15 protein-coding genes are annotated in these 19054 nt (G+C 45.7%); 10 read left to right on the top strand and 5 right to left on the bottom strand.

Annotated features, from left to right (window positions below; translation table 11 throughout):
• Positions 1–16 precede the first annotated feature (16 nt).
• Positions 17–1957, top strand: a complete 1941-nt coding sequence (locus L1076_RS16880) for an alkaline phosphatase D family protein (protein ID WP_237304096.1) — start codon at positions 17–19, stop codon at positions 1955–1957.
• A 143-nt stretch (positions 1958–2100) separates the two neighbouring features.
• Positions 2101–2541: a TerB family tellurite resistance protein gene (locus L1076_RS16875; RefSeq protein WP_045403363.1), complete on the top strand. Its 441-nt coding sequence runs from the start codon at positions 2101–2103 to the stop codon at positions 2539–2541.
• A gap of 207 nt (positions 2542–2748) precedes the next feature.
• Here the strand turns inward: L1076_RS16875 and L1076_RS16870 are convergent, their stop codons facing one another.
• Positions 2749–3279 carry a 3'-5' exonuclease gene (locus tag L1076_RS16870; protein WP_038872287.1) on the bottom strand — a complete coding sequence of 177 codons (531 nt, stop codon included), beginning with the start codon at positions 3277–3279 and terminating at the stop codon, positions 2749–2751.
• A gap of 82 nt (positions 3280–3361) precedes the next feature.
• Positions 3362–4903, bottom strand: coding sequence for a sensor domain-containing diguanylate cyclase (locus tag L1076_RS16865; protein ID WP_038878709.1), 1542 nt, complete (start codon positions 4901–4903; stop codon positions 3362–3364).
• A 286-nt stretch (positions 4904–5189) separates the two neighbouring features.
• Here L1076_RS16865 and L1076_RS16860 point away from each other — a divergent pair, with 286 nt between their 5' ends.
• Genes L1076_RS16860 through L1076_RS16850 form a run of 3 tightly spaced genes read left to right on the top strand, consistent with a single transcriptional unit; the run spans position 5190 to position 10652 of the window.
• Positions 5190–5822 (top strand): DUF2760 domain-containing protein, encoded by a 633-nt coding sequence (locus L1076_RS16860; RefSeq protein WP_237304095.1) that lies wholly within the window; start codon positions 5190–5192, stop codon positions 5820–5822.
• Entirely contained in the window at positions 5822–7786 is a 1965-nt protein-coding gene (locus L1076_RS16855) for an Hsp70 family protein (protein WP_237304094.1), read from the top strand. The genes L1076_RS16860 and L1076_RS16855 overlap by 1 nt, the downstream gene beginning before the upstream one ends.
• Before the next feature lie 55 nt (positions 7787–7841).
• Entirely contained in the window at positions 7842–10652 is a 2811-nt protein-coding gene (locus L1076_RS16850; protein WP_237304093.1) for an Hsp70 family protein, read from the top strand.
• 351 nt (positions 10653–11003) lie between these two features.
• On the opposite strand, the gene L1076_RS16845 is transcribed toward L1076_RS16850, so the two are convergent.
• Complete coding sequence (locus tag L1076_RS16845; RefSeq protein ID WP_237304092.1) at positions 11004–11198, bottom strand: hypothetical protein; 195 nt, start codon at positions 11196–11198, stop codon at positions 11004–11006.
• 86 nt (positions 11199–11284) lie between these two features.
• Here L1076_RS16845 and L1076_RS16840 point away from each other — a divergent pair, with 86 nt between their 5' ends.
• Entirely contained in the window at positions 11285–11971 is a 687-nt protein-coding gene (locus tag L1076_RS16840) for a DNA-3-methyladenine glycosylase I (RefSeq protein WP_237304091.1), read from the top strand.
• A 93-nt stretch (positions 11972–12064) separates the two neighbouring features.
• On the opposite strand, the gene L1076_RS16835 is transcribed toward L1076_RS16840, so the two are convergent.
• Both L1076_RS16835 and L1076_RS16830 read right to left on the bottom strand, forming a co-directional pair.
• Positions 12065–13042, bottom strand: coding sequence for a Gfo/Idh/MocA family oxidoreductase (locus L1076_RS16835; protein ID WP_237304090.1), 978 nt, complete (start codon positions 13040–13042; stop codon positions 12065–12067).
• An 11-nt stretch (positions 13043–13053) separates the two neighbouring features.
• Complete coding sequence (locus tag L1076_RS16830; protein WP_005389066.1) at positions 13054–13341, bottom strand: antibiotic biosynthesis monooxygenase; 288 nt, start codon at positions 13339–13341, stop codon at positions 13054–13056.
• 103 nt (positions 13342–13444) lie between these two features.
• On the opposite strand from L1076_RS16830, the gene L1076_RS16825 reads away from it, so the two are divergent.
• From L1076_RS16825 to L1076_RS16810, 4 genes are all read left to right on the top strand, one after another.
• Positions 13445–14320 (top strand): LysR family transcriptional regulator, encoded by an 876-nt coding sequence (locus L1076_RS16825; protein ID WP_237304089.1) that lies wholly within the window; start codon positions 13445–13447, stop codon positions 14318–14320.
• A 332-nt stretch (positions 14321–14652) separates the two neighbouring features.
• A complete protein-coding gene (locus L1076_RS16820; RefSeq protein ID WP_038872259.1) occupies positions 14653–15144 on the top strand; it encodes a type II secretion system protein in 492 nt (163 codons plus the stop codon).
• A gap of 271 nt (positions 15145–15415) precedes the next feature.
• Positions 15416–17155: an ABC transporter transmembrane domain-containing protein gene (locus L1076_RS16815; RefSeq protein ID WP_104047614.1), complete on the top strand. Its 1740-nt coding sequence runs from the start codon at positions 15416–15418 to the stop codon at positions 17153–17155.
• Between the two features lie 2 nt (positions 17156–17157).
• Positions 17158–18936 carry an ABC transporter transmembrane domain-containing protein gene (locus L1076_RS16810; RefSeq protein WP_237304088.1) on the top strand — a complete coding sequence of 593 codons (1779 nt, stop codon included), beginning with the start codon at positions 17158–17160 and terminating at the stop codon, positions 18934–18936.
• Positions 18937–19054: the final 118 nt, after the last annotated feature.

Raw genomic sequence — 19054 nt, 5'->3', positions numbered from 1 at the left:
ATACTAAGGAACCACTTTGCCAACATCGCTCAACACCAATGAACTTTCCTCTCTTCCCCTGATTGTTGCCGGCCCGATTTTAAGAAAGGTCACCGCGAAGGAAGTGAATATTTGGTTGGTGACCACGCAACCTCTCGAAGGCTTGGTTGAAATCAGCGATGCTGGCACGGGTGAACAATACTATTCTCAGCCTGTTTCAAAAGAGCATCTATTACAAGTCGGTAAACGTGCTTGGGTTTGCATGCTGACGCTGCAAGGCGAATTTCCTACCCACCGTGCACTGCGTTATCAGCTCCATACTCAATCCGGTTTGTTAACCGAGTTGATGCCCCATCTTATCTATGGCGAAGATAAGCAAACAGAGCAAGGTGTAGAATTCTTGATCAGCGAGAAAGCTGATTATGTATTGCACGGTTCTTGTCGTAACCCACATCATTTTAGTAAGGACACACTCGTCCAAGCAGACGCTAAAGTTGCTAGCCAGCAGATAGAAGACCGCCCAGATATGCTGATCATGAGCGGCGATCAAATCTATGCCGATCATGTAGCAGGTCCAATGCTGGATGCGATTGAGCAATTGGTCGAGTTACTAGGCTTGCCTGATGAAGAGTTCGCACAAGCACCGATCAAAAACACGCAAGAGCTGTATCAAAGCCCAGATTGCTTTTATGGCCGAGATAACATTCTGCCCCACTACGTGGACGACGGAAGCTTACTGAGCAAGTTCTTCCCCCATCGTGGTACCCCTATTTTCAGTTCACGTGAATGCGAAAACCATCTCATCAGTTTTGCCGAACTGTTTGCGATGTACCTGCTCGTTTGGTCTCCAGTACCTTGGACGTTAGTCAATCGTGAACGTTTATTGGAAAAAGAATTTACGACGGGCGGAAAAGCGTTAGAGCCGAAATGGCAACAACATTGGCGTGATGAGAAAGTTCATATCGATGCGTTTGTCGAAGGCTTGGATAAAGTCCAGCGTTTGCTCGCTCACGTTCCTACTTACATGATCTTTGATGACCATGACGTGACCGACGATTGGAACCTAACGGTTGGATGGGAAAAAGCAGCCAATGAGAACCTCTTCTCACATCGCATCATCGGTAACAGCCTGATTGCTTACTGGTTATGCCAAGGTTGGGGAAACGCGCCAGAAAAATTCAACGCCTCGTTTGTGGAGCATGCGCGCCGTTACTTTGAAGAGCTGACTTCAGAATCTCAAGACGAGTTCATAAAGTACCTCTATCGTTTTGAAGATTGGCACTACACGATTCACACCTCACCAAAAGTGGTGGTACTGGATACACGTACTCGTCGTTGGCGTTCAGAGTCTCGTATGAACAAACCATCAGGCTTGATGGATTGGGAAGCCTTGATTGAATTCCACCAAGAGTTGATGCATCAAGACAAAGTGATCATTGTCTCTGCCGCGCCCATGTTTGGTGTGAAGTTTATTGAAACGCTGCAACGCATCATGACGGGCTTGGGTCAGCCATTACTGATTGACGCAGAAAACTGGATGGCGCATCCGGGCAGTGCGAATACTTTGATCAGTATTTTCACCCACACCAAAACGCCAACTAACTTCGTGATTCTCTCTGGCGATGTACACTACTCTTTCGCCTATGACATCAAGTTGCGTTTTCGCCGTAATAGTCCAAACATCTATCAGATCACTTGTAGTGGGATTAAGAACCAGTTTCCTGCGCAACTTCTGAGCGCATGTGATGCAATGGATCGTCTGCTGTATAGCCCTCGATCACCATTGAACTTGTTCACAAAGCGCAAGCGTTTGAAGATTTTTAAACGCGCACCAAGCAACCACAATTTTTATCGACTCGTGAACCAAAGTGCGATTGGCGAGCTAAGGTTGGATGAAGACGGAAAGCCAAACAATATCAGTATTTTAACTGGTGAAGGTGATTCAATACATTTCCCGCCTACAAAGGTTGAGGAATAAATCTGCTTTTTGGCGGTCAAATACTGTATTGAGCAAAAATGTCATCTCAATCGTAAGAGATCTTGATCAAATTCAATCAAGACCTTGAGATTTGCTCAAACCATTACCATCTTAAATAAATAGATAACAGCTTGGTGCTCAACATGTTTAATTCGCTTACTTCATTATTTAAACAACTTATAGAAGGCTCGGACCTTAGCCAATCCAACACACTGTCACCCAATATGGCGATAGCATGTTTGCTTTGTGAAGTAGCTGGTGCGGACCATCAAATCGATGAAAGAGAGCAAGCGACCAAACGCTCTTTGATCATGAAATTACTTTCCCTGACGGATGAAGAGACCGATACCCTACTGAATCAGGCTCAGAACCGATCAAGTGAGTCGACTTCCCTTTATGACTTTACGTCTCAACTGCGTGAGCTTTCACAAGAAACCCGCTATGAACTGATCAAGAGTATGTGGGAAGTAGCGTACGCTGACGGTGAAATTGACCCATTGGAAGATGCCGTCATTCGAAAAACAGCGGAGCTGCTCTACGTCGACCACAGCGACTTTATCCGTGCGAAATTACAGTCTCAGTGAAGCACAGTTTCCATAAACAGTAAGAACCAATAAAAAACGCGCTACATGAGCGCGTTTTTTGTGTCTCTAGTTTGGATTAAGCCGAATCAAACATCGTCATCTCCGCAAGAGACTAGCCAACATTGTTGTTATTTACTAACAACCAAAGTAAAGCCGGCTTATGACGAGAAGACTGAAATCCGATGAAAGATTTATGAAAACAGAAGCTTATAGCATGGTCAGTGCAAGTTTCGCCAAGTTGTATGCATCCACATAACCGGAATGCTGGCGACCTTCCCATTCGATGCCTTTGGCCTCTTGTGCGGCTTTGTGACCAATGCGTTTTTCTTTCAAGCGGTTTTGTATGCGATACAAGGTCGCTAGATTAATGAACTCACTAAACGGGGCATCAATGCCTTTTTGTTGGCACTCTTCAAGCAAGATAAGGTCATCACGTCCCCAAGAGGCATAGATCTTATTACGACCGCCAAAGTTCTTCAGCATCGACTTCAGCACTTCCTCTAATGGTCTGCCCTGCTTTTCAATTTTACGTGGTGTGATACCAGTTAATTCTGCGCAAAACAATGAGACTTCATCATGTTCAGGCTTTACGTAGTATTGAGCGCGCTTAACGATTTCACCTTTCGACAAATCTATTTCAGCCAAACCAACTTCAATGATTTCACCCGTGCGACCTACGCCGTTTTCACTCCAGCAGCACATTTCTAAATCGAAGCAGACGATACGGTTATGGTTCATAGTTTGTCTTGATTCCTAACGTAAATTTGAAAGCGTGAGATTCTACCGTAACCAATCTCAAAACTCGAATTTGCTCGCTGAATTAATCACCGATCGATACTGAGTTTCGGCCATTTTCCTTACTTTGGTAGAGCTGCACGTCCATTTTGTGGAACAAACTCTCAGGATCTTCATCTTTATGCACTGCTGCACCAATGCTCAAAGAACAGATAATAGGAGTTGCCCCGTATTCAAAAGGAGAGCTGGCGACAATACCACGCAGTTTCTCTAAATAAGCAGCCAACTCTTCTTTATTGGTTAAACGAGAGAGTATGCAGAATTCATCACCGCCAGCTCGGTAGAAGCGATCGCCTTCAAGTAAATTCGCATTGACCAATCGAGTAACATGGAGCAAAGCTTCATCACCAGCTAAGTGACCGTGCTTATCATTGATGCGTTTAAAGTGGTCGATATCAAAGCCAACCAAACTAAAGGCAACGCCAGTATTAATATAATGCAGTAAGTTGTCGTTAAATACGCGGCGATTGAGTAACTGAGTCAACGGGTCTAACTCTGCCATGCGTTTTAATTCTACCGTTTTATTATCCAGCATGACCGCTAAACGCTCTTTTTCCCGTGACTGTAGATTCACTATATAACTGATCAAAAGTGCAATAACCAAGCCCGCAATCCCCGTCCCGTAAAGCACGGAGCGCTCCCAAGCAGAAACGGATTCCGTTAGCTTGAATTCTACCTTCCATTCTCTATTGGGTAGTTGAATCTTGCGGCTAATAGTTTTCCCTTTCAGGTCACTCCAATTATCGCTCTGAAACAGCAATGGGTCGTCGTATGCATCAAAGCCTAAATCTTCCACCTTAATCGACATATCGAGCTCTGTCGCTGTCTTGGTGATCAACTCGTCGAAGTAGACAGTGCTGCGAACAACACCGACGACGACGCCCAAAAGCTCGTGGTTGTCGTAGCTAAACACTGGGTGATAGACCAACAATCCAGTTTTATCGAGGGATTGATCGTATCCATCTTGAAGCAAGCGCACTTTATCGGAAATGTTGGCTCTACCCTGAGTAAGAATGTCATCTAGAATCAGTTCAAAACGCAAACGCGAAGAATAGAAGCCAAGCAGAGAAAGGTTCTGCGGCGTTCTTGGGTAAATGTCGGTTGCAATAAACGCCGGAGCGCCATCTTTTAAGATGTAGCCATTGGTTTTAGGCCCATCTTTTGGCACGGTAAAGATATGAAAATCAGGGAACGTTTTACGCGTTTTTTCCAAGAAGCGATCGAGATCTTGTGGGTCAACACGCTCCATCCATTGCAGACCAACTAGGCTTTTGGAACCATTAACGACTTGTTTGGCATACAAGGGAAATTGTGACCAGTATGAGTCATCGACAGAGTGAAAAAAATTCGCTCCTGCCCCGATAAACTCAAGGTCATTTTCTACCGCAGATTTTAAAGATTCAGCTTGGCGATCCGCCAAGGTATCGAAGATAGTCATCGTATAGCGCTGCTGGATTTTATAAGCAACACCAACCATAGCCGCTGTCACGATAAGCACCGCAATGAAAGCGACAATAGAAGCAGAATACCGTTTGAGAATGCTCTGTTGAGCCGTGCTGTATGTCATTTAGTGTTCCACGTTTTTTGCGTGCAATGCTTCGATAATGATGGAAATACTGCGCCACATGTGGGTAAACATCAAGCAACAACGTTTGCCGCTCCGTCTAATCGTTGATTTTTCATGCTAATCATGCGGTATATTCACGAATTATTACAGTCTTAAGCCTTGAATATGCTACCATCCACCATCATTTTAATGTCTAAACTTGGTGCAGGTCGCAAAGACGATCCTTTTAGTAAACACATGAGCCAATACTGAGCACCAATAAATCAATAGAAAGAGAAAAAACGTCATGAACATTGATTTGAACCTAATTCCTCAAACGTTCGATATGCTGCATGCTGGTTTGGCAGCTTCGAGTGTTTTGCTTCTTCTGATCGCGGTATCGCGCAAATCAAAAGTGGTCGAGAAAGTGGTAGAAAAACCGGTCGAGAAAATCGTCGAGGTTGAGAAGCCAGTTGAGAAGATCGTTGAAGTAGAAAAAGTAGTGGAAGTAGAGAAAGTCGTAGAGCGCGTTGTAGAAGTTGAATCAAAACTTGCAACAGCATCAACGGACTCTGCAATGCAGCTGCTTTCTATCATGCAACAAGAAGCTCGCCTAATTGACTTCTTAAAAGAAGACCTAACGTCATTCTCTGATGAAGAAGTAGGCGCGGCCGCTCGCGTAATCCATACTGGCGGTCAGAAAGTACTGAACGACTACGTGACGCTAGCGCACGTTCGTAACGAAGACGAAGAAACTCGCATTACGGTTGAAGAAGGCTTCAACCCACAAGAAATCCGCCTAACTGGCAACGTAACAGGCAGCGCGCCATTCAACGGCACGCTAGTTCACAAAGGTTGGAAAGCAACAGCAATGACGTTGCCTAAACTGGCTGAGAACTACGATGCATCTGTGATCGCTCCAGCTGAGGTTGAGCTGTAATGGAACACATGAACCAAGAAAACCATTCTCAAGAAGCGTCTGTTGAAACTCAACAGACGCCTAAATTCAGTGTTGGTATCGACTTAGGTACAACACACTGTGTCATGTCTTTTGTTGATACACACAACGAAGACGCTCGCGTTGAAGTGATGCCTATCCCGCAGCTTACTGCACCGGGTACGGTAGAGACTCGTAGCCAATTAGGCTCTTTCCTTTACCAACCACACGAACACGAAATGAACCCGCAATCACGCGTTCTTCCGTGGTCGAGCGAGCCAAAAGCTCTGGTTGGTGCAATTGCACGTAACCTAGGTTCAAAAACACCAATTCGCCTTGTTGCAAGTGCGAAATCTTGGCTTTGCCACGCTGGTGTGAACCGTCGTGATGCCTTCCTACCAGCAGGTAGCCCAGAAGAAGTGGAAAAAGTATCCCCTCTTCGCGCGACAGAGCTTTACCTAGAGCACCTAAAAGACGCTTGGAATCACACGAATCCAAATCACAACCTTGCCGATCAAGACGTGACTATCACGGTACCAGCTTCTTTTGACCCTGCTGCCCGCGATCTAACTGCAGAAGCAGCACGCAATGTTGGTTTTGTGCACCTAACACTGTTAGAAGAGCCACAAGCTGCGCTTTACAACTGGATCGATAACAGCAACGACAAATGGCGCGACGAAGTTGAAGTTGGCGACATCGTGCTTGTGGTCGATATCGGTGGTGGTACAACCGACCTTTCTTTGGTGGAAGTAACCGAAGAAGACGGTAACCTAACTCTGAACCGTATCGCGGTAGGTGAACACATCCTACTTGGCGGTGACAACATGGACCTTGCACTTGCGTACCGCTTGAAGATGAAGCTAGCGCAAGAAGGCAAAGAGCTACAGCCATGGCAAGTTCAGGCAATGACGCACGCATGTCGTGACGCGAAAGAAGCGCTATTGAACGACAGCGAGCTTCAGTCAGTGCCAATCGTAGTACCAAGCCGTGGTTCTAAACTGCTTGGCGCAACGCTGAAAACAGAACTGACTCAAGAAGAAGTACAACAAACACTGGTTGACGGCTTCTTCCCTCAAGTTGCGATTACGGACCACCCTGTTCAACGTAACCGTGGTGCACTAACGCAAATGGGTCTGCCTTACGCACAAGATGCAGGCATTACTCGTCACATTGCTGCGTTCTTGTCTAAGCAAGCCAATGCTCTTTCTGCTTCAGGAAATGGCGCAGAAGCAGCAGCTCAAGATTTTAACCCATTCGCTAACATGCCTGGTATGCCAGGTGCGGATGCAGCGCAATCGGCTGACTTCATCAAGCCAACAGCAATCCTATTCAACGGTGGTGTTCTGAAATCGAAACTTCTAGCAACTCGTCTAGAAGATACGATCAACGAATGGCTAATTGAAGCAGATACTGAAATGGCAAAACGCCTAACAGGTGTGGATCTAGACCTTGCAGTTGCTAGCGGTGCGGCTTACTACGGCTCTGTACGTCGTGGACAAGGCGTTCGTATTCGTGGTGGTATTGCTTCGGCTTACTACGTGGGTATCGAAAGTGCAATGCCTGCGATTCCTGGCATGGCGCCTCCAATGGAAGCACTGTGTGTAGCACCATTTGGTATGGAAGAAGGTTCAAGCGTTGACGTACCAAGCCAAGAGTTTGGTTTGATCATCGGTCAACCAGTTAACTTCCAGTTCTTTGGCTCAACCGTTCGTCGTGATGACCTAGCAGGTACTCACCTAGACTACTGGGCACCAGAAGAGCTCGAAGAGCTACCAGAAATTCAAGTAACGCTGCCTGTATCTGAAGGTCGTCGTGAAGGTGAAGTGGTTCCAGTAACCCTAGCCTCTCGCGTCACAGAGCTTGGTACGCTTTACTTAGAAGCCATTGCCGCTGATAACGGTCAAAAATGGCATGTTGAGTTCGATGTGCGCGAAGACGCGAAAAGCAACTCAAACGAAGAAGAATAAATAGAAATCAAACGGCATCCAATCGGGTGCCGTTTTTAAATACACGAAGGTTTGTATGGCATCTCCTCGTTTTCTTGTTGGTATTGACCTTGGCACCACAAACACTGTGGTGGCGTACTGTGAAATCACCGACAACCTTGAACAATCCGAAGTATCCCTGTTCGACATCGACCAATTGATTGGCCCGGGTGAAGTGGTTCGTAAACCATTGCTGCCCTCTTTTCGCTACCACCCTGCGGTTGGTCAAATCTCCCCTTCTGACCTAACACTCCCTTGGGAAAACGAACCGGTATCTGGCGACATTAGTAATGTGATCGTGGGTGAATGGGCTCGTGAATTAGGCGCTAAGGTGGAAGGGCGTCAGGTATCCAGTGCTAAAAGCTGGCTATCGCACCAAGCAGTGGATCGTAGCTCAGACATTCTTCCTTGGGCTGGCGCGCAAGACGTAGATAAAGTCTCTCCCGTCATTGCCAGCGCAAGCTACCTCAACCACATTCGTCAAGCATGGAACTACCGTCACCCTAGCAACAAGCTAGAAGACCAAGATGTGGTTGTGACCGTTCCAGCGTCGTTCGATGAAACCGCTCGTAAGCTCACGCTTGAAGCTGCACAACTGGCAGGTTTGAAAAAAATCGTCCTGCTCGAAGAACCACAAGCCGTATGTTACGACTGGTACGCGCGCCACCAGCAAACCGCAGCTGATGAGCTCAAAGAGTTGCCACTGATCCTAGTGTGCGATGTGGGTGGTGGTACCACCGACTTGAGCTTGATTGAAGCAAGTTTCTCTTCTCAAGATGAACTAGCCCTTGATCGTATTGGTGTTGGCGAGCACTTAATGCTGGGCGGTGACAACCTCGACTTAGCATTAGCACACCTTGCGGAAAGCCGCTTCAACCAGAGTAAGAAGCTCACTGCTGCAAGCCTGACTAAGTTGATTCAGCAAACTCGCAAGGCGAAAGAAAACCTACTTTCAGCGAGTGCACCTGAAGAAGTAAAAATCACCATGCTGGGCAGCGGCTCGAAACTTCTTGGCGGAACAAAGAGTATTGGGCTGAGCAAACAAGAAGTGCACCAAATCGCTTTGGATGGCTTCTTCCCGCTTTCTGATTTCAGCGAAGTACCAGACAAACGCCGCAGCGCGGTTGTCGAGTTTGGTCTTCCATACGTTGCTGACCCAGCGGTAAGCAAACACGTTGCCGAGTTCTTAACTCAGCACCAACAAGTTGCTCGTGCCGCTCTTGGCATCGAAGACGACAAACAAAATGCCATTCCAGTCGGTTTACTACTCAACGGTGGTGTGTTCAACAGTGAACTTGTGACTGAGCGAGTCACTACCCTACTGTCCGATTGGCGCGGCGCTCCGGTTACGGTATTAGATAACCCACATCCAGATTGGTCTGTTGCACTAGGTGCTGTTGCGTTTGGTAAAGCACGTCGTGGTGCACAGCTAAAAATTGGTGGTGGTGCAGCGCGTTCTTATTTCTTGCATCTTCAAGAGAAGAACAAGATGGGCAAAGCGCTCTGTTTGCTTGCAAAAGGTACAGAAGAAGGTCACGAAATCCGCTTAAGTGGTCGTCGCTTCTCGCTTACTCTAGGTGAACCTGTTCGCTTTAACCTGCTAACTTCTACCCACGACACCTTAACCAATAACACTGCCATTCAAAACGGCGTGATGGTTGACGTTGATCCTGACTTATTTGCTCCTCTGCCGCCTTATATCACCACCCTTGAAGGTGAAGGCGCCGAGCTACAAGCCAACCAGAAAGAGCGCGTAGAAGTACAACTGGCGTGTCAGTTGACTGAAGTCGGCACACTTAAGATGGAATGTGTCAGCGCAGAAGACGACAGCAAACGCTGGGAGCTGGAATTCGAAGTTCGCAACAAACAAGCCGACGACAGCGAACAAGTTAAGCTTCATCCTAAACTGAACGAATGTAAGGAGCTGATCGCTCGCCTTTACAGCGGTAATAAGAAAAGCGCGGAAAGCAAAGAGATCAAAACCTTAGCCAAAGATCTTGAAAAGAAACTGGGCAAACGTGATGAATGGGATTTCACGACCCTACGTCAACTGTTCGATACCTTTGCACAAGGTCGTAAGCGTCGTCGCCGCTCTGAACAGCACGAGAAAAACTGGCTTCGTTTGGCAGGCTTTGCGTTGCGTCCGGGCTTTGGCGATCCAACCGACTCATGGCGCATTGAGCAAGTTTGGGGTCTCTACCAACAAAACATTCAGTTCAAGAACCATCAAGGTTGGACTGACTGGTGGGTATTCTGGCGTCGTATTGCAGGTGGTTTAAGCCAAGAGCAACAAGAGACCATCTTGGCGGACATCGCGAAATACCTACACCCTGGCGCGATGAAAAACCCACAATCCGCCAAAACGGCACAAGACATGGGTTATGAATCCATGGTTCGATTAGCGGCATCGCTTGAACACCTAGAAGTCGAAGACAAAGTTCTATTGGCAACGTGGTTCTTGAGCAAAGCCATCAACCACAACCAGTTCGAACAAGCACACTGGTGGGCAATGGGTCGCTTGGCATCACGTACGCCTTTGTATGGCAGTCAGCATAACGTCGTCCCTCGTGAACAAGCGGAACAATGGTTGCCTAAATTGCTTGAACAGAACTGGCAGAAAGAGCCAATGATCGCGTTTGCAGCTGTAATGATTTGTCGTAAGACGGGCGACCGACTATTCGATATCTCTAACGACTACCGTGAGCAGGTATTGGCTAAGTTGAAGCAAAGCAAGGTGCCTGAATCTTGGGTATCATTGGTTGAAGAAGTCAAAGAGCTATCTGAGAGCGAATCGAAGCGTATCTTTGGTGATGCGCTCCCAAGCGGGCTGACGCTGGTAAACAACTAAGATCCCATGCTTATAAGCGCAACAAAGCCCTTCGAATGAAGGGCTTTGTTTTATCTGATTCTACATGCTGACGAAAGACGACTCATAAGGGTCTGTTGATCTTTTGCGGTTAAATTTTGTTCGAGATAAAAGCGTTTTAATCGCGGCGAGAGGTTTGTAGCCTAGTTATTCTAAGCAAAATCCTCTCAACAAAGAGTAAAACGCTTTTAGCCGAACCCGTCGGGCAGCGTTTGTGGCTCCTTTCTACTGCGTTATCGGCTTATCAGGTAGGGCAACTACATTTCAAAGCCTCTGCCTTGTATAAAGAACCCACAAACTGCTGCAAAAATCAGCTCAAAAGGTCAACAGACCCTAATTCATTTCCGTATTGATCACCACATCACGCGTTTCATTATCCATATCACTGATGCCGACCACTGAGATTTCACGGTCAGATAAATTCTCAATCATGCTGTCTTCTAACCCACCATCGGTCATCCACGCATAAAATTTTTCTGCAATACAATCCGAACCTTCCCCGACAAACGTTAATGTGACCTTCTTCATTTGTGACACTCCATCAATTTACGATTCAGCCACTTAAGCGTAGTATGTTTCGCAAATATCGACATAAACTAGGACTAACTTCTTTTATGAGTATCGAAAAATTTGACGCGATTTATCAGCGCGCTGCCGAGCGTAAAGGTGGTGAAGATCAACTTGAAGCGCTTTTGTCTCATCCACTAAGCAAAGAAGAATTGGCAGCGATTCCCGACGACCGTTGGCTGGCCGCTTTTTCGATGAAGGTATTCCAAAGTGGGATTTCGTGGAGCGTGGTGCGCAACAAGTGGCCGAACTTCGAAGAAGTGTTCTTCGGATTTAAAATTGAGCCGTTGTTGATGCTGTCAGACGAGCAATGGGAAACCAAAGCAACCGATAAACGCATTATTCGCCACCTCACTAAAGTCATGTCGATCCCTGCCAACGCACGTATGATCCACGAAGCTAAAATCGAATACGGTTCGTTTGGCAAAATGGTTGCCGATTGGCCGCAAGAGAAAATCACCGACCTATGGGCGTATTTGAAGAAACGCGGCAATCGCCTAGGTGGAAATACCGGCCCTTACACACTACGTCAAATGGGTGTTGATACCTTTATCTTGTCTAGTGACGTCGAGGCTTACCTGCGCAATTGCAAGATCATTGAAGGTGGCAAAGATACTAAAAAATCGCTCGATGCCACCAACAAAGCGTTTGTTCAATGGCAGCAAGAAAGTGGTAGAAGCCTGTCTGAGATCAGCCAAGTTATTGCGTTCAGCACCGGCGATAATCGCATTTAATCCAGACTGAACACAAAATAGAAACGGCGCACTAAATACTGTATTTAGTGCGCCGTTTTTATTTTCATTGGTCTATTTCACCTAAACACAAGCTTACTTTGAAGCCAGTGATTCCCACTCCGTCAGTAGCTGCATGATACGGTGAGAGTCTTCCCATGTTGCACAAGGGTTCTCTAACGATGTACGCCCCGCTTCAACCGCCTGGCGGATATTGCGCACTTGATAGTAAAAAGCATCCCCTGCAGCCGGAACAGACACTTCACGCTTCGACGTCTCGTAAATTTCCACACTAAACTGGTTATCTTGCGTTGGTAGCCATGGATTCGAGTCTAACGTAATGCAGCCTTTACTACCCAGGATGGTGAATTGGTGTTTTAATCCATGATCTTCGGCAGTGTGTACGCTCGCCGTTTGCTGCTCTCCGAATTGCATCATCAAGCTCGACTCGCAGATGTTCCCATCGTTACCTCGTCGGCCAATCGCTGTCATAGAGCGGTTCTCAAAAGCTTGCTCACCCAACATGGTTTTCACCACCAAGTGCACCAATGATATTGGGTAGCAACCTAAATTATACAAAGTACCTTTGCTGTCTGGATTAACAAACTGCGCAATCGACGCAATATAAGACGTATGGATGGAGCGAAGTTCACCGATCTCTCCCGATTTAAGCACCGAAAGTAACTCGCTGATCAACGGGTGATGCAAGTACATCAAGCCTTCAGCAAAGAACACCTTGTGCGCTTCTACTGCTTGAAGTGCCAACTCGGTTTTTTCCATATCTACCGAAAGTGACTTTTCACACAGGATCGCTTTCCCCTGCTCTGCCGCTTTAACGATAAAGTCATGATGAAGGTGATTTGGCAATGCGATGTAAATAATGTCGACTTGCTCATCGGCAATCAACGCATCGTAATCGGTGAACGTGTTCTCGATACCATATTGCTCAGCAAATGCGTTCAAGTTCTGTTCCGAACGCCCAGCAACCGCGTACAGTTCACTCTTGTCATCGCCTTGGATTGCCTCAGTCATGACACCCGAGATAAAGCTTGTGCCTAAAATGCCCCATTTCATGTTCACGTCTCCTATTGAGCTTGGGTTTCGAATGCTTGAACTAACTCCGCCATTTCAGCCGCAATAAACGCTTGTGTATGCGGCATAGCAAAATGCGCTTCAATCGCGGCGCGGTTTTCATATCGCTCCCAAAGAATCACACGTTGTGGATCTTTAGAATCGTAGGTCGCATTCGCTTGCAAGCACCCAGCTTCGCTTTGCATATCAAGGCAAAATTGTTCAATGGCTTCAACCACTTGTTGTCTTGGCTTATCGGCATTCATTTTCAGTTCGGCGGTAACAAAAATCGTCTCGCTCATGATGGCTCTCTTTCTCCATTCTTAATCATACGCCCACTGTAATTAACCTCATTTGATTGATAAACTCTGCTTTAGTTATTTCTTTATCAACTCTGGGTGTGCAATGGACAAATTAACAAGCATGAAAGTTTTCGCTTACGTGGTCGAACACGGCAGCTTTCGTAATGCAGCACACCACTTTGATATTTCACCGACCATGGTTGGCAAGCACGTGAGCTTTCTTGAGCAAAGCTTAGGTACACAGCTGATTCATCGCACCACGCGCAAACAGTCCCTGACCGAAGCCGGTAGACTCTACTACCAAGAGTGCCACCGCATTATTGAAGACATCACCAACGCAGAGAACCTGATCCAGACGCTGATCAACCGTCCAACCGGAACAGTAAAAGTTAACTGCCCTGTCACGTATGGCAAAAAGGTCATTGCTCCTATCGTGGCTGACTTCTTAGCTGAATTTCCCGATTTGAACGTTGAGCTGATGTTGGATAACAATTTGATTGACCCATATCGAAGCGAAGCTGACGTGATTATTCGAATCGGTGAATTGGTCGATTCGTCGTTAGTCGCGAGAAAATTGGGTGAATACCACATGACTTACTGCGCCTCACCCTCTTACCTTGAGCAACATGCCCCTATCCAATCGCTTGATGACTTAGCGCAGCATCATTGTTTGGGTTTTCAGTATCACCAAGGGGAAAGCCAACAAGTGGTGAATATGCCATCTAATACCTTGGGAAACAGTAACACCCGATTAACGTCTAATAATGGCGATGTACTTAAGTTTGCCGCGTTAAAAGGCTCTGGTGTTCTTCTGCAACCAAAGATCTTAGTTGAACAGGAAATCCAATCTGGTGCCTTGGTAGAAATTCTCCATCAACATGCTCCCAAGCCAAAACCGATCCACCTGCTTTACCGTTCAAAACAGCTTTCCCTTAAAAATCGCACGTTTGTCGATTTTGTTCTTTCTGACACTAACTAATCCACCTCTCGTCGCCAAAAGCCGATTTCATTTACCATGACAAACTTCGCTGGTACATCAGTGATAAAAATGTCAAATTCATCAGAGGGTGTGCACGATTGAGGACATCATCTTCAACACCTTATTCCAACGTGTGTTTCACCTCTTCTTGTTGAGAGAAGACTTACTTTTTGTGTGAGAATGAATGAATTTCTTCTGTAATTTTAAGCAACTTATTTAATAAACAAGAACCATGTTATTCATCCAAAAACTTCATTCTTTTTCAATCCTCTCCCAGCCATAATTTTGCTCCAGAATAGCAGACGATAAAAATGCAAATTTGGAGGTTGGCTGTGCGTAATACAAAAGGTTTTACACTGATAGAATTAGTGATTTGCATCGTCATTCTTGGCGTATTGAGTGTCGTCGCATTTCCCAAGTTTCTGGACATTCAAAAGGATGCGAGAGTCGCCGTGCTTTATGGGGCACGTGAAGCTTTAATGACAGCAAATAATCAGGTGTACGCTAAAGCCGTTATTCAATCTCAAGAGCAAGTCGATTCAGGTGATCTTAAAAACATCGACTTGGACAATGATGGTGTGAACGATTTGATTGGTTATTACGGTTATATCAAGAATGTGATTCCCGCTCATGATTTAGCAGGATTTGATCCGCAATTAACGATCAATCGATGGTATGGGGTTGAAGACGAGAATGAACCCTATTTCCTCATCGGTTTTGCTAACAAGCCTGTAGACATCTTTCACCTTTGCTATGTTGAGGTATACTACCCACATACAGCCGGTGGTCAAATAAAGTACGAAATTAAAACTGACGACTGCTAAAACGCCTTAAAATGGGCTTCAAGAGACTTACTTTTGAAGCCTTCCCTCTTTTACACGACAGAAACCCGCAAAACCAAGCATTAACATAAATTTCACAATATTTTGTTACATCCGGTCCTTACAGAGATAGATAAAGCTCTAAATCAATGCACCATGACAAAATCGACACATTGTATTGTTTTTTATTTCGCTCAAAAATTATGCTTGTAAACTCATCATTTCGCTCAATAATGGTTCCATAATAAATTCAATCATTTAAGCAGGAGGCGAAATGCGAATATTCTGGCAATTGCGTTGGTATTTTCGACAAAAGTGGAAACATTATGTAGGTTCAATCCTATTATTTGCTGTCATTTCCGCCCTGCAATTAATTCCTCCCAAAGCGGTTGGTATTATCGTTGACGGTGTCGTCGATAACACGCTAGAAACCCGTACCTTAGTCATGTGGTTATTGGGCCTTATCGTGTTGTTTTTTGCGATATATGCCTGTCGAATACTCTGGCGTATATGGCTATTTGGCGCGAGTTGGGAATTAGGGACCATTTTGCGTAATCGCCTGTATCGTCACTTGTCGACTCAACCTCCTCGTTTCTTTGAGCGTTTTAAAACTGGTGACCTCATGGCCCGAGGCACTAATGACGTGCGTAATATCGTGATGACCGCTGGAGAAGGTGTACTAACGGCAGCTGACTCATTGATTACTGGCATTGCAGTACTGATTGTGATGGTCACTCAAGTCAGTTGGAAGCTCACTGTCATGGCGTTGTTACCAATGCCATTCTTGGCGGTAATTATCTTCTTCATTGTTCGTATTCTTCATAAACGCTTTAAAATTGCCCAAGAAGCCTTCTCTTCAATGTCAGATATGACGCAAGAATCTCTCAATGGCGTTCGCATGTTGCGTGCTTTTGGATTAGAAAACCAAGAGCAACAACGCTTCGAAGACGTCGTTGATGATACAGGCGCAAAGAACATTGCAGTTGCAAGAGTGGATGCTCGTTTTGATCCTGCCATTCAGATTACCATTGGTATGTCATTCTTCCTAAGTGTGGCTTCTGGCGCTTACTTGGTAGATAAAGGCGACATCACTTTGGGTGACTTAACCGCATTTACCATGTATCTCGGCTTAATGATTTGGCCAATGCTGGCCTTTGCATTTTTGTTTAATATTCTTGAGCGTGGCTCTGCCGCTTGGAATCGCCTACAAGAAATCTTCGATGAACAACCTGAAATCATCAGTGGTGAGAAATCGTTAGGTAAACAGCCATTACCATTGAACATCAAAATTGATGAATTCTATTGGTCTAAGAATTTACCCGCCGCACTAACCGATTTATACGTCACATTAGAACCTGGAAAGATGTTGGGTATTGCGGGACCGGTTGGTAGTGGCAAATCAACGCTGCTGACTCTCTTGCTCCGTCAACATGATATGGATAATGGCACGATTCAGTTCGGTGACATTAACATTAAAGATGCCGTATTACCTGAGTGGCGAAATCGTTTTGCCGTCGTTAACCAAAGTCCTTTCCTATTCTCTAAATCGATCTTCGACAACATCGCTTTAGGTAATCCAGATGCGTCGAAAGACGAAGTCTACCGCGCAGCAAAATTGGCGTGCATTCATGACGATATCGAAAAGTTTCCTGAAGGTTACCAAACCGAAGTGGGCGAAAAAGGCATTACCCTTTCTGGCGGTCAAAAGCAACGTATCGCGATCGCTCGTGCGATGTTATTAAATGCTCAGGTTCTCGTGTTGGATGACGCACTGTCTGCCGTAGATGGCCGCACAGAACATCAAATACTTAGGAACTTAGAAACTTATTATCGTGACCAATCGCTGATTGTCATTGCCCACCGCCTAACGGCTCTAGAGGCGGCTGAAGAAATCATCGTACTAAACCACGGTCACATTGGAGAGCGCGGACAGCACAAAGCGTTGCTTGAACGTCAAGGCTGGTACGCTGAAATGTATCAGTACCAAAAACTTGAACAGGCAATGGAGGACTAATCATGAAGCAATCAACAACATTTAAGCGGTTAATGTCTTACCCATTGTCTCAGCCAAAGCCAATGATTAAAGGGCTTTCTCTGCTGTTTATTGCGGCGTTAGCCAGTGCCGGTGGGCCTTGGTTGATCCAATACTTTATCGATGAACATATTGCCAAAGGCGACTACTCGCGCGATATTTTGATTTCGCTTGCGGCTGGTTACATCGCTTTGCAAATCATCTCCGCAACCTTCCAATACTTTCAGTCGCTACAATTCAGTATTGTTGCAACCGATACGATAAAAGCTATTCGTAAACAAGTTTTCTCTGGTGTCATCAAACAACCGCTATCGGCATTCGATTACACACCTGCAGGGAAGCTGGTTTCTCGCATCACTAACGATACGGAATCGCTTCAGCAGTTTTATGAACTGCTTATCGCGACGGTGGTGAAAAATGTTGTCATGATCTTAGTCATGCTTGGCGTAATGACTTACATGAGTTGGAAGTTAACACTGGTTGTGTTGGTACTACTGCCTATTGTCGTTGGCTTTATGTATCTATTCAAACAGCTGAGTACCGAGAACTACCGCAACATGCGCGATTTGCTCACCGATATCAATGCGAATTTAAGCGAATCAATCCAAGGGATGAGTGTTGTTCAGCTCATGCAACAAGAAGCGCGTTTTAACAAGCAGTTTAATGACCTAACCGAGCAGCACTTGGTTGCTTCTAAAAAGGTGATTCGTTTGAATGGCTACTTATTGCGCCCGTTAATGGACTTGTTAGCGGGCCTCGCCCTACTCTCTTTGGTGGCTATCTTTGGTTTCAACGGTATCGAACTGATTGGTGTGGGTGTGCTTTATGCGTTCATCAGTTATCTTGCTCGCGTTACCGAACCTTTAATTGAGATGACTCAACAATTGGCATTGCTTCAGCAAGCGCTCGTATCAAGTGAACGTGTGTTCGAATTGATCGATGCGAAAGAGCAAACTTACGGTGATGACCATCAGCCATTAAGAACTGGATCAATTGAGCTTAACCACCTGACTTTCAGTTACGACGGAAAACAAGACGTATTGAAGGACATTTCTTTAACGGCCAACCACCAAGACTTTATTGCGCTTGTCGGTCATACCGGAAGCGGCAAAAGTACCCTAGCGTCCCTGCTAATGGGTTTCTACCCAGCAGAGATCGGTGAACTGCTCATTGATGGGCGTCCATTAAAGTCGTTAGGTAAAGATGTCCTTCGTAAAGATGTGGCCATGGTTCAACAAGATCCGCACATTCTCCCAGCAAGCGTGCGAGAAAATATATCTCTGGGTAGACCAATGGAAGACGCTCAGATTTGGGATGCTCTTGAAAAAGTCGGATTAGCTGAACAGATTCGTCGTTATCCGAATGGCTTGGATACGCAACTTGGCCAAGGTGAAACCAATCTTTCGGCAGGCCAAAAACAATTGCTTGCACTCGCGCGCGTATTAGTAGCGAAGCCAAAGATTCTTATTTTGGATGAAGCGACTGCGAACATCGACTCGGGGACCGAAGCGTTGATTCAGAAGAGTCTAGAAGTACTTCGCCAAGACATGACGCTTGTGGTGATTGCCCACCGTTTATCGACCATTTTGGATGCCGATAAGATCATCGTCTTACACCATGGTGATTTGGTAGAAAGCGGAACCCATAAAGCACTATTGAAGCAAAATGGTCGTTACGCGCAAATGTACCAACTTCAACAAGCAAACCGCCATATTCAGCAAATTGAAAAAGAGGATGATAAGCAGTTCGAGGAAGCTGTTTAAACAGCTCAGAGCGCACATGAGCACTTACGTCAAGCCCGTTTTATCGAAACGGGCTTTTTCTTAGATGCAAACTTTCATTCATAATCTAAACAATTTCTTTATTTCTTACCTATTATTG

It is taken from the genome of Vibrio sp. MMG023 (assembly GCF_021654215.1).
Lineage (GTDB): Bacteria > Pseudomonadota > Gammaproteobacteria > Enterobacterales > Vibrionaceae > Vibrio > Vibrio jasicida.
Note: the sequence above shows the minus strand (reverse complement) of the source record. Positions and strands in the feature narration are given on the sequence as shown.